Consider the following 16,739-nt stretch of genomic DNA (forward strand, 5'->3'; position numbering starts at 1 on the left):
GCGGGGTGTTCCTTTCATACAATGGAACTATGACTATTCTGAATGTAATCGCAACCTCTCACGGCACCGACTCGGCGTCCGGCCGCGAAGCTATCGCGCTGATTCGCGAGCAGATTCAGCGTCTGCTGGCTCAGCGCACCGACGGTGTGGAGTATCGTGTTCACGCCGCCTACGTGGATGTGGAGTCTCCTAGCGTTGACGACGCCGCAGCCTCCCTGCCCAAGGACGAGCCTTGCGTCATCGTGCCGATCCTGCTGTCGACCGGTTTCCACACTCAGGTGGATCTGCGTCGCGCCGCACGCAATAGCGGCATTGAGCGTATCAGCATTGGTGAGTCTCTGGGCCCGGACGCCCGCCTTGCCGCGCTGACTCGTACCCGTCTGGAGGAGGCTGGCTGGGCTCCCGGTGAGACTCCCGTGGTGCAGGGCGCCGCTGGTTCGTCTCGTGCTGACGGTCGCGCGGATATGAGCCGTGCCGCTGAGCTGCTGGCTGAGGAGCTGAACGCCCCGGTACATCACGGCTTCATTGCCGCTATCGATCCGAAGTTCCACGAGGTTGTTGCCGAGTACAAGCCTGAGTTTGCCGCAACCTACCTGCTGGCGGAGGGTTTCTTCGCCGGTAAGATGCGCCGTGACGCCGCTTCGACGGGCCTGCCGGTGAAGGTCGCCGCGCCGCTGGTGAACGCGCAGGATTCTGCGGCTGCCGCTGTGGTGGCAGAGTGCTTTATTGACCGCATGGATGCGGCTATCGCCCAGCTGGACGCCGCTTAAAGCTGTTCCCCCAGCCTAGTGTGGGGCTTTTGAAAGCGCATACAAAAAACCTCGGGAGCACACCTCCCGAGGTTTTTTGTATGTAGCTGAAGTAGCTGAGCGCTTAGGCGGTCTTGAGGTAGACGTCGCCGTCGCGGACCTCTACGGGGTAGACCTTGATGGAGTAGGAGGGGTCAGAGACGCACTCGCCGGTGGTCAGGTCGTAGACCTCCTTGTAGAGGGGGGAGGTGATGGTGGGGTTGCCGTTCTTTTCACCGACGATGCCGCGTGCGAGGACGAGTGCCTGGCTGTGCGGGTCGAGGTGGTCGCTGGCGAAGATGCCGTGCTTGGTCTTGTAGATGGCGTACTGGTAGCCGTCGACCAGGGCGACTTCACCCCAGTTTTCTTCGAGGTCAGATTCGGCGCAGATGCGTACCCAGTTGTCTGCCATGGGGGTTTCCTTTCGAGGCGGTGGTCTGCGCCGTGCGGGTGCAGGACACAGTAACGGTTCGTGTGTTCTTTGTTTGGAGTTTACCTTATGAAACCCACATTGGGAAATAGGGCACGCGGGAAAGCTAAAGGTTATTTTTACCCTAAAACCGGAGCATAAAATTTCATAGATTAGCCTTACCTAAATTAAGTTTAGGTAAGGTAAGAATACCCTATTTCAGCCCGGTATTCCGCGGATTTTTTGGAAAATTTTCCCAAAAAATACGGATTTTCGATGCTTCGAGCCCGCGCTAGAGTGTACGATAAAAGTCGTAGTTAAAAACGCCTTTTGACTGCCTGGAAAAAACAACATAATCCCACACAAAAATGTTTCGTAATTTTCAGATGCATTCTAAAGAAGCGGGCGCTCCAACTACTCGGTACGCACCAGGTACGAGCCCAACGGTACGGAAACTAGGAGTTCCAGTGCCAGGCATGCTCCAGCCGCGAACTGAGGGTAGGTAAGTGCCATGAACTACCTGCATTACAACTAGGAAGGAAAATCCATGTCGCACACCCCCCGCAACATTCTCGTTGTCGGCGCAGGCCCCGCTGCGTGGCGTTTTGTACGCGCGTACCACGAAGGCGCTGAAGCTGCCGGTCGCGCGGCGGACACCATCACCGTCCTCAACGACGAGCCCTACACCCCTTACGACCGCGTTGCTATTGAGCAGCTCTTCAAGGACACCGAGAAGGACCTGACCCTCGGTGATCCCGAACTGTGGAATGCAGAGAACATCAACCTGGTCAACAACTGCCACGCAGAGAAGCTTGACCGCACCCGCCGCGTTGTTACCGACACCGAGGGCAACGAGTACCCCTACGACGTGCTGGTCTTCGCAACCGGTTCCCGCGCGGTTCGTATCCCCATTCTTAACTCGGACGCCGCACACGTCTTCCGCACCATTGACGACGTGAAGAACATGGTCTCCGAGGTTAAGCGCCTGCAGTCCACCCTCGGCCGCGCACCCCGCGGTATCGTCGTCGGTGGCGGTCTGCTCGGCCTCGAAGCAGCTGAGGGTCTGAAGGACCTGGGCGCAGAGCCCACCATTCTGGATGTGGCTCCCTGGCTGCTCTCCGTTGAGGTTGACCAGGGCGGCGGTTACGCCGTGAACGCCCAGATTAAGGCAACCGGCATTGACATTGAGACCGGCGTGTACATCTCCGGTATCAACAAGGACGCTGACGGCAACGTCGTCTCCGTCTCCATCGCAGATTCTCCCTCTGAGGATGCAGAAATCCGCACTCTGCCCGCCGACATGGTGGTCTTCGGTGCTGGTATTCGCCCCAACGACGAGCTGGCACGTGACGCTGACCTGGCACTGGGTGAGCGCGGCGGTATTCTCGTCAACGACGCATGCCACTCCTCCGACGAGCACATTTGGGCTATTGGTGAGGTCGCCTGCGTGCTGGGTCGCACCTGGGGTCTGGTTGCACCGGCTAACGCTATGGCTGACGCTGTGGCAGCTAACCTGCTCAACGACAATGAAGAAGCTCAGGTTGAAGAGTTCGACATCGCAACCAAGCTGAAGTTCTCCGGCGTTCAGGTCGCTGGCTTCGGTGACCGCCGCGGCACCACCGAGGGTTGCCTCGAGGTTCTGTTCGCAGACCCCGCACGCGGCATGTACCAGAAGATCGTGACCAGCGGCGACGCAAAGACCCTGCTCGGTGGCGTGTTCGTCGGTGACACCGCTCCCTTCGACTCCCTGAAGCCCCTGCTCGGTCGCGAACTGCCCGCTGAGCCGAACGTCTATCTGACCGCTGCTGGTGGCGGCGACGGCATCCCCGACACCGAGCTGCCCGACGACGCAATCCTGTGTTCCTGCAACAACATCAGCTTCGGTGCTGTCCGCGAGGCTATCGTTGACGGCAACCACGATGTTGCATCGCTGAAGTCCTGCACCACCGCGGGTACCCAGTGTGGTTCCTGTGTTCCGATGCTGCAGAAGACCCTCGAGCAGCAGATGAAGAAGATGGGTCTGACCGTCTCCAAGGCACTGTGTGAGCACTTCGACTTCTCCCGTGCGGAGCTGGCTGAGGCTGTGCGCCTGACCAACCTGGACGACTTCGACTCCGTGCTGGCACGCTTCGGTCACGGTGGCGACGGCTGTGCTATCTGTAAGCCGACCGTTGCGTCGATTCTCTCCTCCTTCCGTAACTCCTACGTTCTGGATGCTGGCCGAGGTGGCCTGCAGGAGACCAACGACCGTGCGCTCGCGAACATGCAGAAGAACGGTACCTACTCCGTCGTTCCGCGTATTCCCGCAGGTGAGATCCCCGCTAAGAAGCTGGCTGTTATTGCAGAGGTCGCTGACGAGTTCGGCCTGTACGTGAAGATTACCGGTGCACAGCGTATCGGTATGTTCGGTGCTCGCCTGGAGCAGCTGCCCTACATTTGGGAGCGCCTGGTGGATGCCGGCTTCGAGTCCGGTCAGGCATACGGTAAGTCCCTGCGTAACGTGAAGTCCTGCATGGGTTCGACTTGGTGCCGCTTCGGCGTTCAGGACTCCACCGGTATGGCAATCCAGCTGGAGAACCGTTACCGTGGCCTGCGTTCCCCGCACAAGTTCAAGTTCGGTGTTTCCGGTTGTAACCGTGAATGTGCTGAGGCACAGGGCAAGGACGTTGGTCTGATTGCAACCACCAACGGCTGGAACCTGTACCTGGGTGGTAACGGTGGTGCAAACCCCGCTCACGGTCGCCTCTTCGTCAAGGACGCTTCGAGCGAGGACATTATCCGCTACATTGACCGCTACCTGATGTACTACATCCGCACCGCAGACAAGCTGCAGCGTACCGCTCGCTGGCTTGAGGATCTGGATGAGGAGCACGGCGACGGTCTGGCACACCTGCAGTCCGTCCTCATCGAGGACTCCCTGGGGGTGTGCGAGGACCTGGAGCGCGACATGCAGCGTCACGTTGACTCCTACGAGGACGAGTGGGCAGCAACCCTGAAGGACGAGCGTCGCCTGCGCCGCTTCCGTGCCTTCATCAACGAGCCCAACGGCAGCGACGAAGGTTCGCACCTGTACGTGCTGGAGCGCGAGCAGATTCGCCCCGCAACCCCCGAGGAAATTGCGGCGGCAGAAGCTGGCGAGTCCGACACCGTCCTGCTGACCGGTGCCAAGATTCCCGTGGGTAAGCCCAGTGACCTCAACCCGGTCCCGGCAGCGTAGTATGTGCCCGAAGATTCCTCCGTTCCCGCCCCGCGAGTTCGCCACTATTGACGAGGTGCTCGCGGGCGGGGCGCCCGGGCACACCCTGGACGATAGCGTGACGGAACGCGGCATTCTTCTGCCCGGCGAGCCTGCTGAGAACCCCGGCAAGGTCTACATTGTGGGCGGTGGCCCCGGTGCCGCTGACCTGCTGACCCTGCGTGCGGCACGTGCCCTGAGCGAGGCGGACGTGGTTCTTCTGGACCACCTCGCCCCGCAGGAGTACGGCGAGTATGCACCGAACGCCCTCATCGTTGATGTGGGCAAGGTTCCCGGTAAGCACGCTGTTCCGCAGTCCCGCATCCAGCAGCTCATGATTGATTACGCGCTCTCGGGTAAGACCGTGGTGCGTTTGAAGGGCGGCGACCCGTACGTGTACGGTCGCGGTGCTGAAGAGCTGGATGCGTGCATCGCCGCCGGCCTGGAGGCTGAGGTTATCCCCGGCATCACCAGCGCCATCGCGGTTCCTGCGCGTGCGGCGATTCCGGTGACCCTGCGTAAGGTGTCCTCGATTTTCACCGTCATTTCTGGTCACTCCGGCCTGTCGGAGACCGAAGTTTCGGCGGTTGAGGCGACCCTGCGCGCCCAGGGCACCGTGGTACTGCTGATGGGCGTTCGTACCCTGCCCGATACGGTGGCGTCTCTGCTCTCTCGTGGGATTGAGGCTGACACGCCGCTGGCAACCATTGAGAACGGTTTCTCTGAGAAGGAGCGCGTGACTGTCACGACCCTTGAGAACGCTCAGGTGGATTGCGCATCGGTTAAGGCACCGGCTATTACCGTCATCGGTGAGGTCGTGCATTATGCTCGCGATAATCAGAACCGCTTTGTGAGCGAGGTTCACGAGCGTCTGCGTGAGCGTTCCACCTCTTAGAAGGCGGCGCACCCGGTAGCTATGCGCTAGATAGTCCAGCTACGCGCCAAATAGTATTGCACAGCCCCGTATCCTTGGTTTTCCTAGTTGCCAAGGAGCGGGGCTGTTGCTGTGTCCGGGGATATGGTGAAGCTGCTGACGGTGCAGACAACGTTAATGGTGCCGGCTCTGCCGATGCTTCGGGTTTGGAAGACCTTCAAAGTAATATTGAGAAACATCTGCGAACCTTCTGTAAATACACCCTAAATTGTGGTTAAGCTGAAACTAAGAACAACCCAATGGAGGGAGCGTATTCTATGGCAGAATCGACAGTTCAACACAAGCGCTTGGGTGCGGTGCCGACCAAAGTGCAGGGCGGGGAGAAGCCCTCAAAGCAACCTTCCGGCTCCCAGAACTACGCGCAGAAGGCGCGGGTCTCACGCGAAGCCCTCAACGAGCTACTTGCACCCGTGCAGAAGCGTATCTATGCCGGTCAGGCAATCGCGCGCTCTCCGGTATTGCAGCTATCTGGCCGTACATCGTGCTCACACGCCTCGGCGACCTGTTGCTGCCCGCCGCCGGGGGAGCGAACATCCCCGCCGACCGCGTGTGGGCGCAGGTGCAGGAACTTTTCGCCGCCTTCGGCCTGCAGATTGGTCTGTACTTCGTGGCTCTCATGATCACGCACCTGGCCGATGTGCACCTCAAGACCCACCTGCAGCAGCACATCCTCACCCACCTGGGGCATGCGCCGCTCAGCTGGTTCTCGTCGACCTCCTCGGGGCGAGTGCGCAAGGCGTTGCAGGGCGATACGACGACCATCCACACCCTCATCGCGCATAAGCCGGTTGAGGTTACCGCTGCGGTCGTCACCCCGCTTGCTTTGCTCGTGTATAGCTTCACGCTCAACCCGTGGCTGGGTTTGCTCACCATCGCGACCTTGCCGCTGTACCTGCTTGGGCAGATGTGGATGACTCGCGGCATGGGTGAGAAGACCGCCCATATGGACGACTACCTGGCTGAAACCAGCGCCCGCGCTGTCGAGTTCGTGGACGGCATTGAGGTCGTCAAATCCTTCGGTAAAACCGGTGCCGCGCACGCCGCGTTCGCGCAGGCTGCCCGCCGCTTTGCTGACTTCTACTGGGATTGGTGTGGGCCGCTACTGAAGGGTTCTTCGCTCTCCACGGCGGTTATTTCGGTGCCGGTTGTGATGCTCGTGAGCCTGGGCGGTGGCGCGCTCATGGTGCAGGGCAACCACGCTTCGACGTCGCAGGTTATGGTGTGCGCTCTCATCGCGCTGGTTATTCCCCTGAGCCTGGACGTCATCACGAACACGGCCTGGTCGTACCAGATGGCTGGTAATGCTGCTCTACGCCTGGTGGACCTGACCCGCGTGCGTGAACTGCAGGCCCCGCCTGAGAGCGCCGATAGCGCTGATGCGGGTGCCCCCGGTACCTCTGAGGAACGCACCGGTGTGCATTTTGAGGGGATCAGTTACTCCTATCGCACTGAGGCTCCGGTGCTTTCAGCGGCTCCGGCGCTTTCCGAGGCCCCCTCGTCGTCCGGCGAGGATGGTTCCGCGGCAACCCCATCGGCGGTGAAGGCGCTGGATGGGGTAACCCTGAGCCTCGCGCCGGGTACCGTCACCGCGCTTGTGGGCCCCTCCGGCAGCGGCAAGAGTACCCTCGCCACCATGCTGGCACGGTTCCAAGACCCCGATGAGGGGCGCGTGCTCATCGACGGCACGGACGTGCGCACCATGAGCGAGGAGCAGCTGTACCGCACGGTCGCTTTTGTGCTACAGCGGGCACAGATTCTGCGCGCCAGCATCCGCGATAACATTCGCCTGGCTGTACCCGATGCCGACGACGAACGGGTCATTGAGGCCGCGCGCCGCGCCCAGATTTGGGAGGACATTCGTGAGCTGCCGAACGGCCTGGACTCGGTCATCGGCGAGGACACGAACCTTTCGGGCGGACAGAAGCAGCGCATCGTTATCGCCCGGGCACTGCTCACCGACGCGCCCATCCTGATCCTGGACGAGGCTACCGCCAACACCGACCCGGATTGCGCCGCGCAGATTCAGCGGGCTCTCACCGAGCTGACCCGCGACCGTACGGTGCTGGTCATCGGGCACACTGCCCAAGTGGTTGCTGGAGCAGACCAAATCTGCATCATGGAGGGTGGTCGCATCACCGCGCGCGGAACCGCCGAAGAGTTGGCAGAGCACCCCTATTGGCGTTCACTCAGTGGGGGAGAGCCTTCCCGATTCGTCGCTGAGGACTTGACCGATGACGAATCCGAGGAAGGAGAGAACCGTGACTAAGACAGTTGCTAAATCTGATGACACTATGAGCAACACGGTAAGCACCGCCGCGTACCGCGCCGCCCGTCGGGAGGCGTCGCACAGCGCGGTCGGGTACATGCGTGACCCGCTCCTTCTGCGCCAGTACCGGGGGCTCCTCAACGACCGGGGTAACGCCCAGCTGAGCCGTGCGCTCGCCTGGGTGACTGCCGGCGGTATCGTGGAGGGCCTCGTATACCTTGCCATTATTCCCACCGTGGCGGCGCTCGCATCGTCTGCACCGGCATGGGGTCTCGGGCTGGGAGGCTGGCTCACCGTGCTGGGCGTATGCGCCGTCGTCGGCGGGGTGTGCACCTACGCCATGAACCTGGGCGCCTACCGCGCCGCCCTGGAAGGTCTGCGCGTCATGCTGGTGAAGGTGGGCGATCGCCTGGCGAGCCTGCCGCTGGGCTGGTTCGATGCGGGCCTGAACGGGCGTATGTCGCGCCTGGTCACTGAGGGTCTTATGTCCATCGGTACGGGTATCGCTCACGTGGCGGTGCCGGTTCTGCGTAACACAATCGCGGCCCTCGTGCTCATGGTGGGTGTGCTTATTTGGCAGCCAGTGCTGGGCGCTACCCTTGCCGCCTCGCTACTGGTCATTGCGGCGCTGACGGTGCTTTCAAACCGTCTGGAGCACTACTCGCATTCGCTGACCGACCCGCTTGAGCGTGAGCTATCCTCGCGCATCGTGGAGTACGCTTCGTGCCAGGGCGCCCTGCGCTCCGCGGGCAGGAGCGGCAATTATGAACCGCTCTACTCGGCTATTGAGCGCAGTCACGGCCGTCGCGTGCGTGCCCTGTGGATTTCGACTCTTGCCCTCGTGTTGGGTGGCATGAGCACCCAGATTGTGGCGGTTTCGCTCATCTACGTGTCGGTGCAGATGGCGCTGACCGGCTCGCTTGACCCTGTCTCGACCGTGGTGTTCATCGGCGTGATGTTGCGCTTCACTCGCGCGATTCAGGACGCGGTCAGCTTCCTGGTGGGCGCGGAGAGCTCGCGTATCCCGCTCGCGGACGTGCACGAAATCCTCTCGTCTGAGCCGCTCCCCGTACCCGAGGAGCCAGCGCACCTGAGCGACCCTGGCAGTGTGAGCGTTGAGAATGTGAGCTTCTCTTACACGCCGGGCGTTCCGGTGTTGCGTTCGCTGAACTTCACCGCCGAACCGGGGTCGCTCACAGCTATCGTGGGTCCTTCCGGCAGCGGTAAGACCACGGTGTTCAAGCTGCTGGCCCGTTTCTGGGATGTTGATTCCGGTACGGTGCGCGTGGGTGGTGTGGATGTGCGCAAGCAACGCACCGAGCAGCTCATGGCTCAGCTTTCGATGGTTTTCCAGGACGTGTATCTTTTCGACGGAACCCTCATGGAGAACATTCGCGTGGGCCGTGAGGACGCCACTGACGAGCAAGTGCTTCGGGCGGCCTCCCTGGCGGGTGCCGATGAGATTGCGGCGCGCCTGCCGGAGGGGTGGCAGACCCGTGTGGGTGAGGGCGGAGGCCGTCTTTCCGGCGGTGAACGCCAGCGTGTTTCCATTGCTCGCGCCCTGCTCAAGGATGCACCTATCCTGCTCTTTGATGAGGCGACGAGCGCCCTGGACCCCGAGAACGAGGCCTCGGTGCAGCGGTCCATTCGCCGTCTGCGGCAACGTTCGACCGTGTTGGTTATTGCGCACAAGCTGGACACGGTACGTGACGCCGATCAGATTGTGGTGCTTGATGAGCATGGCGCCCTGGCGCAGATTGGTACCCACGAGGAGCTCGTGGCGGTGCCGGGCGTGTACCGCACCTTCTGGCAGGCGCGCGTGAATGCGGCGGGCTGGAAGCTCTAGCGGACCTTTTCGAGGACTCTCGTGCTAGTTCGCTCGGTCCAAATGGTAGTGACGCGGCCGTTTACTAGTGCAGATGAAAGGCGGGGCGGGGATCAGCTGATACCCGCCCCGCCTCATGCTCAGGGTCGTTTATTCTTATGACCGCTAAGTTGAGCGACTAAATCTTGAAATCGTTGCTGCTACCGGAGCTAGAGCCACCGGAGCTGCCGGAGCCGCCACCGCTGGACTTGCTTGCCGAAGCCGATGAGGAGGGACCCTCAAAGACCTGGCGGAATTCGTCGCTGTACTTCGACACGAAGTACTCGCGGCTGGTTACGCGCCACTTGCCCTCGGCGTACACCACGTAGATCACGACTTCCAGGGTGCTTGCCTTCTGCGGCTCACCGGTACCCTTCTGGTAGATGGTGTATTCCTTGACAACATCCCGGCAGGGGAACGCCACAACAGCCAAATCGGAAGAGGCAAGAGCCTTCGCATTGAGATCGTCACGGATGCTCAGCTTGCTCTCGTAGTCCTTAGTCCAACCGCCCGCAGCGTAGAGCTTGGCAATAGCCTTCAGGTTGTTGGTCAGAGTGGTGTCAGCGCCGTGGACCAGGCCCTTAAGGTACTGCAGGTCGCCGTTGTACATTGCGGCGATGTACGCGCTCTGGTAGCCCGCCAGGGTCTTGTAGGCACCTTCGAGGGAGACGGTACGCTGAGCCACCGTATCAATGACCGGGATCGGAACGTTCTTCGCGGGGGAGGTTTCGGTCGGCTCAACATAGTGCGCAATAGCCGGCTTGTATTCGTACTTGACGTCGCCAATATACTTCTTATAGTCCTTCAAAAACTCGTCGGACGGAATAATCTTCGCGCTATTACGGCTTGACGAGGACGAGGACGAAGACGACGAAGCGGATGCCGAAGCCGAGGCAGACTCAGAAGGCGACGCAGAAGCCGAAGCTGAGGGTGAAGCGGAGGCGCTGGGGGAACCGGAGAAAGTATCACCGGTACCGGTGGGGCGAATATCCTTGTTGAAAGCGCATCCTGCTAGAGCCAAAGCACCGGCGGTCAGACCGCCAAAAAGAACGGCGCGGCGGGTCAATCCGTTTCGGTCGTTAGCAGAGAAGCTGGTGTGTGCACTCGGCCGGAAGGACATGGTATCTCCTGAAAGTGGTTGATCGAGGTAGCTCGCAACGCTGCGATGCGTACGAGAGACTCTTCCTCATCGTTTTGTATGGTGCGCGGTACAGGGGGGGGTACCGGGATACGAGTGTGCCGAAGCGTGAACTGCGGCGGTATGAAGTATCCACTTCTTACTATAGAAGACTGGTTTTAAAACTTCGTCAAAAAACCCTGGACATTGTCTTTAAGGCACAATAACCCAAAGTCGGTGAGGTACAGGGGGTGTACCGTCACGACTTTGAGTTCGTGCGTGTGGAATTGATGAGACGGGGCGGCTCTCGACCGGGGCTAGTCTCGACCGGGGGTAGCGGAATTATGCCCCTGCGGATTTAGACCTTAGTGGAGCCGCGACCCGAAGAACCGCTAGAACCGGCAGAGCTGGGACCTCCGGAACTAGAAGAGTCGGAAGAGCCCTTGCCGCCATTCAGACGCTCGTTCAGATAGTCGTTGCCGATTCGCCACCACTTACCCTCGGTGTAGAGCATCACGTGCGGAATGGCTACCTGAGTAATCGCCGGTATCTTGCGCTCGGTGCCGTCCGGCTGATGGATGGCGGTGGCAGAGTACTTGGCGTCCACCATGATTTCTACGTAGCCGTCACCGTTCTTCAGGGCGGTTCGAGGCTCCGTATTCCGCATGGAAATAGTGCACGTGAAGTCCATGTACCAGCCGTTCTGCTCATACAGCTCCTTGACTGCTTTAACCTCGTCGATGGCGCTCTTGTCTGCCGGGTAGGTCAGCTCAATCGCCTGATCTGCGTAGCGTCCATCCTTGAGTGCGGTGATCTGAGCACTGTAGTAGGCGCGCAGAGTCTCGTAGGCGCCCTGGAAGGTCGGTTCCTCACGGTGCGGAACGGTCTTGAGGGGTTTGGGCACGTTCTTCGCCGGGGAAGAATCCGTTGCGGGCTGGTACTCACCCATGTATTCGCCGGTCAGCTTCAGCGGACCGGGGTACTTTTCCCAACCCTCGACGAGTGCATCCTCAGATACGGGTACGCGTGCCGCACTGGACGAGCTGCTCTTAGCGCTTGCTGATGCAGTCGCCGAAGCAGACGGTGAAGCGGAAGTGCTCGCAGAAGAACTAGCGGTCGCGCTCGCAGAAGGGGCGGGGGAACCGATCTTAGCCTTCGCCTCTTCGCTCAGCGGGCGAATATCGGAGGCGCAACCCGCCAGCAGAGAGACGGCGCCACCCAACAGGAGGGTACGGCGGCTCACAAGGCGGGAAACGGCGGAACGGGTGCTCGAAGAGCGGTCGGGTGAGAGCATCGGTGAACTCCTTGAATTATGCCGAGGCGGGCTCGGGGCACCCGGCGGCGGGCGCGTGGTTGTATGGCGTGTTGGGTGAGGCTACATAGAGGGGCGAAACCTTGCGTGTCTGCGGTGGTTTCTGGCCCTGTCAGGTTTAATCCCTGTCCGGAAGTGACCTCGAGTGCGTACATGCTGCCGTTGAAGCGAACGGATACGCGGTGAACTCATCTTTGAGACTGCTATGTTCACACCCCGGTGAGAGGGCAGATGCTATCGAATCGTCATTGATGTGTTGCACGATTCATTTTAGACTATTTTGAGCTCAAAATGCACGAAAAGGCACCTTAGTAATTCCTGGGAGTCTATAGGGGGCTCAAGATATCAATCACCGTAAAGTATTACGAGTGCATTCTATTGGTGGGGAGCTATTTGGTGGAAATGGCTGGTTGGTGAGGGGGTGTACGCATATCTAATTAAGTGATTTCAATCATATTTACGGCTTGGGTGGTCGAGGGAACTGTGCCTTGATATTTCCCGAGGGTGGGGGATGGGACTGCGACTACCTCACTCTTCGGGCGTTGAGAAAGCCTTGAGTACCGCGGGAGAAATACCCGATTCAACAAGGGGAAATTCGCTCGGTATTCCCGAAATATGCACTCTATTCACCCACTATGCACTGCCTGAAGATTTAGAAAAACCGGTTCCCACACGGGATGTTGAGGGACTAAAAACTTGCAGGGGTGAATATCTAGTGGAATTACATCGGTGTTCACCCCATATCTTGTGGTTGCACTGACTGCAATTCCGTGGGTTCTCCCGAAAAAATTGAAACCCACTTAAAGCAACACCGGGGGAATGTAAAAACATACATCCTTAAACACGCCCGAGTGTGGGGTGGGGTGGGACCCCTTAAGCCCCCTACTCGCTCTATATATCGCCGAACGAAGAACCATTCTGTTTTGCGCACCCGCGCATCCTCCGCCCGCCCGGAACTGTTCAAACCCACACCCCGCGGGGTTGCATACAAGCACAAAAGCCACATAAACTATTAGTGTTTGCAACGACCCGGCCATCACCGGCGAGCAATTCGGAAGAACGGACCGCACCTGCGGACACCCGCCAATCGCTGCGGCGAGGGTGTCTTAGCGGAAGAGATGTAGTCCCAGTAGAACCGGACGGTTAAGCCCGATATAGCTGTAATAAGCGACTGATACCCGCCCAACGCGCCGCTCTTCCGGTGGCTAGGTATCGCGGACAAGCACCGCGACACCCCGCTAGCCCCGGGAGGGTTCGGTGCGTTGAGCTGGTTAACTCAGTAAGCAAGGTGGTACCGCGCCGCATCCTGAACCCCTGGCACAGCCTGGAACAATCAGCGATGCCCAGGCGTCCTTGCACCCGTCATGTCAACCCTCACCCGCTGAGAGGTGACGAGTGCACGCACCCGCGTACCGCGCCCGTCACCCGTATCTCAGCGTTGAGAACAACAGATTAAGGGCGCGCCCAATGTCTAACGTATACCCCAAGGCGAGTGCCTTCGAAGCCGCAGGAAGCGGCGTCACCGCATCGCCCAAGTTCCCCGCGCTGGAAGAAGCAGTCCTCGACTACTGGAAGAAGGACGGCACCTTCGCCGCATCCGTCGAGAACCGCCCCGCCGGCGAAAACGGTGAAAACGAATTCGTCTTCTACGACGGCCCTCCCTTCGCTAACGGCCTGCCCCACTACGGCCACCTGCTCACCGGCTACGCCAAGGACCTCGTCGCACGCTACCAGACCCAGCGCGGTCACAAGGTAGAACGTCGCTTCGGCTGGGACACCCACGGCCTGCCCGCAGAACTCGAGGCAATGAAGCAGCTCGGCATGACCGACAAGCGCGAAATCCTCGAAATGGGCATCGACAACTTCAACGACGCTGCCCGCGCATCCGTGCTCAAGTACACCAACGAGTGGGAAAAGTACGTCACCCGCCAGGCACGCTGGGTCGACTTTGAGAACGACTACAAGACCCTGAACGTCGAGTACATGGAGTCCGTCATCTGGGCGTTCAAGCGCCTCTACGACAAGGGCCTGACCTACCAGGGCTTCCGCGTGCTGCCCTACTGCTGGAAGGACGAGACTCCTCTCTCCAACCACGAGCTGCGCATGGACGACGACGTGTACAAGGACCGCCAGGACCAGACCGTCACCGTCGCATTCCGCCTCACCGCAGACACCGCCCTCGGTGCTGACGAGAAGGTTGCCGCGGAGCTCGACGGCGTCGAAGCACTCGCATGGACCACCACCCCCTGGACCCTGCCCACCAACCAGGCACTCGCCGTCGGACCCGAGATTGAATACTCCGTCGTACCCGGCGCGGGTAAGTTCGAGGGCCGCTCCTTCCTGCTCGCCTCCGACCTGCTCGGCTCCTACGCCAAGGACCTCGGCTACGAAGGCGACCAGCCCGAACAGGATGCAGCCGCAGCCGTCACCGCACGCTACACCGGCTCCCAGCTCGAGCACGTGCGCTACACCCCGCTCTGGGACTACTTCGCAGACACCGAAAAGTGGGGCACCGAAACCTCCTGGCAGATCCTGGTCGCCGACTACGTCTCCACCACCGACGGTACCGGTATCGTCCACCAGGCACCCGCCTACGGTGAAGACGACCAGAAGGTCTGTGAAGGCTACGGCATCCCCGTGATCCTCTCCCTCGACGAAGGCGCAAAGTTCCTGAACCTCTTCGCCGAGCCCACCGCCTCCGGCTCCACCGCCCTGGCAGAAATCGCAGGCGTGCAGGCATTCGACGCGAACCGCACCATCATCAACGCCCTCAAGGCAGACGATGTGCTGATTCGCGAGAAGTCCTACGTGCACTCCTACCCGCACTGCTGGCGCTGCCGCACCCCGCTCATCTACCGTGCAATCACCTCCTGGTACGTGAAGGTCACCGACTTCAAGGACCGCATGTACGAGCTGAACAAGCAGATCAACTGGATCCCGGAGAACGTGAAGTACGGCCAGTTCGGCAAGTGGGTTGAGAACGCACGCGACTGGTCCATCTCCCGTAACCGCTTCTGGGGCTCCCCGATCCCCGTGTGGGTTTCGGACGACCCGAACTACCCGCGCATCGACGTGTACGGCTCCCTCGAAGAGCTCAAGGCAGACTTCGGCCGCCTGCCCCTGAACAAGGACGGCGAACCCGACCTGCACCGCCCGTACATCGACGAGCTGACCCGCCCGAACCCGGACGACCCGACCGGCAAGTCCACCATGCGCCGCGTGGAAGACGTGCTCGACGTCTGGTTCGACTCCGGCTCCATGCCCTACGCACAGGTGCACTACCCCTTCGAGAACCAGGAATGGTTCGAGAACCACTACCCGGCAGACTTCATCGTCGAGTACATCGGTCAGACCCGCGGCTGGTTCTACGTGTTGCACGTGCTGGCAACCGCGCTCTTCGACCGCCCCGCGTTCAAGAACGTCATCAGCCACGGTATTGTGCTCGGCTCGGACGGTCAGAAGATGTCCAAGTCCCTGCGCAACTACCCGGACGTCTCCGAGGTCCTCGACCGTGACGGCTCCGACGCAATGCGCTGGTTCCTGATGTCCTCGCCGATTCTGCGAGGCGGCAACCTGATTGTGACCGAGCAGGGCATCCGCGAGGGTGTTCGCCAGGTCATGCTGCCGCTGTGGAACGTCTACCACTTCTTCGCCCTGTACGCTAACGCCGCCAACAACGGCGAAGGCTACAGCGCCAAGCTCAAGTACGACTCGCAGCACGTGATGGACCGCTTCATCCTCGGCAAGACCCGCGAACTCATCGAGCAGGTCACCGCCGCGATGGATTCCTACGACATCTGGAACGCCTGCGAATACCTGCGCCAGTACGCCGACGCACTGACCAACTGGTACGTGCGCCGCTCCCGCGAGCGCTTCTTCAACGAAGACACCGACGCATTCGACACCCTCTACACCGCACTGGTGACCGTGTCGAAGGTTGCCGCGTCCCTGCTGCCGCTCAGCAGCGAGGAAATCTACCGCGGCCTCACCGGTGAACGCTCCGTGCACCTGGCTGACTGGCCCGAGGCGTCCGCTTTCGCTGATGAGTCTGACCTGCTGGCTCTCATGCAGACCGTGCGTGAGGTCTGCTCCGCCGGTTCGGCACTGCGCAAGGAAAAGAAGATCCGCGTGCGCCAGCCGCTGCAGAAGATGACCGTGGCGATCGCACCCGAGCAGTTCGCTGCCCTGGGTACCGCCTTCGGAGAGAAGGGCGCGGAGTACTTCGCGAACATCGTCGAGGACGAGCTGAACCTGCGCCAGGTGGAGCTGGTCAGCGCCGACACCGTCGATCCGGCCGACTACGGCATCTCCCAGCAGCTGAAGGTGAACGCTCGCGCCGCTGGCCCGCGCCTGGGCAAGCAGGTGCAGGTTGCCATTAAGGCATCCAAGTCCGGTGACTGGACCGTGACCGAGGACGGTACCGTCCTGGTCGGCGTGAAGGCTCTGGACGGCGGCCTGGCTCTGGAAGAGGGCGAATACGAGCTGGCAACCGTGGTTGCCGCTGACGCTGAGGGTGCTGAGCACACTGCGGCTGCGGTTCTGCCCGGCGGCTTCCTGGTCCTCAACATTGAGCTGACCGACGAGCTGGTTGCCGAGGGTATCGCCCGCGACACCATCCGCGCTATTCAGCAGGCTCGTAAGGATGCCGACCTGAACGTTGCGGACCGCATCAACCTGAGCATCGCGGCACCGGAGGAAACTCTGGCGGCTCTGCGTGCCAACGAGGCACTGGTGACCGGCGAAACCCTCGCCGTGTCCCTGCAGCTGAGCGAAGCAGACGAGCTGAGCATTAGCGTCGCCAAGGCATAAAACGC

General features: G+C 60.8%; 9 protein-coding genes. 6 read left to right on the forward strand and 3 right to left on the reverse strand.

The genetic code is table 11. The annotated features are described in order from the left end of the window. Nucleotides 1-29 precede the first annotated feature (29 nt). Complete coding sequence (locus AB8E48_RS01535; RefSeq protein WP_368885547.1) at nt 30-770, forward strand: sirohydrochlorin chelatase; 741 nt, start codon at nt 30-32, stop codon at nt 768-770. Nucleotides 771-873: 103 nt separating this feature from the next. Here AB8E48_RS01535 and nirD read toward each other — a convergent pair whose 3' ends face one another. After that, nucleotides 874-1,200, reverse strand: coding sequence for a nitrite reductase small subunit NirD (gene nirD / locus AB8E48_RS01540; protein WP_368885548.1), 327 nt, complete (start codon nt 1,198-1,200; stop codon nt 874-876). Between the two features lie 544 nt (nt 1,201-1,744). Between nirD and nirB the strand changes: the two genes are divergently transcribed. The 4 genes from nirB to AB8E48_RS01560 all read left to right on the forward strand — a co-directional run bounded on the left by nirB (nt 1,745) and on the right by AB8E48_RS01560 (nt 9,478). Beyond that, nucleotides 1,745-4,414, forward strand: coding sequence for a nitrite reductase large subunit NirB (gene nirB, locus AB8E48_RS01545; protein ID WP_368885549.1), 2,670 nt, complete (start codon nt 1,745-1,747; stop codon nt 4,412-4,414). Nucleotide 4,415: 1 nt separating this feature from the next. Continuing rightward, entirely contained in the window at nt 4,416-5,327 is a 912-nt protein-coding gene (gene cobA / locus AB8E48_RS01550; RefSeq protein ID WP_308561302.1) for a uroporphyrinogen-III C-methyltransferase, read from the forward strand. A 520-nt stretch (nt 5,328-5,847) separates the two neighbouring features. Further along, the gene (locus AB8E48_RS01555) at nt 5,848-7,632 is read left to right on the forward strand and encodes an ABC transporter ATP-binding protein (protein ID WP_368885550.1); all 1,785 of its coding nucleotides are present in this window, start codon (nt 5,848-5,850) and stop codon (nt 7,630-7,632) included. After that, entirely contained in the window at nt 7,625-9,478 is a 1,854-nt protein-coding gene (locus tag AB8E48_RS01560) for an ABC transporter ATP-binding protein (RefSeq protein WP_368885551.1), read from the forward strand. The genes AB8E48_RS01555 and AB8E48_RS01560 overlap by 8 nt, the downstream gene beginning before the upstream one ends. 157 nt (nt 9,479-9,635) lie before the next feature. Here AB8E48_RS01560 and AB8E48_RS01565 read toward each other — a convergent pair whose 3' ends face one another. Together AB8E48_RS01565 and AB8E48_RS01570 are read right to left on the reverse strand one after the other, a co-directional pair. Continuing rightward, complete coding sequence (locus AB8E48_RS01565; RefSeq protein ID WP_368885552.1) at nt 9,636-10,616, reverse strand: DUF6318 family protein; 981 nt, start codon at nt 10,614-10,616, stop codon at nt 9,636-9,638. A 355-nt stretch (nt 10,617-10,971) separates the two neighbouring features. Beyond that, nucleotides 10,972-11,907, reverse strand: a complete 936-nt coding sequence (locus tag AB8E48_RS01570; protein ID WP_368885553.1) for a DUF6318 family protein — start codon at nt 11,905-11,907, stop codon at nt 10,972-10,974. A gap of 1,485 nt (nt 11,908-13,392) precedes the next feature. Between AB8E48_RS01570 and ileS the strand changes: the two genes are divergently transcribed. After that, nucleotides 13,393-16,734, forward strand: a complete 3,342-nt coding sequence (ileS, locus tag AB8E48_RS01575; protein WP_368885554.1) for an isoleucine--tRNA ligase — start codon at nt 13,393-13,395, stop codon at nt 16,732-16,734. Nucleotides 16,735-16,739 lie beyond the last annotated feature (5 nt).

Origin of the sequence: Rothia mucilaginosa (genome assembly GCF_964211445.1) — a bacterium.
Lineage (GTDB): Bacteria > Actinomycetota > Actinomycetes > Actinomycetales > Micrococcaceae > Rothia > Rothia mucilaginosa_E.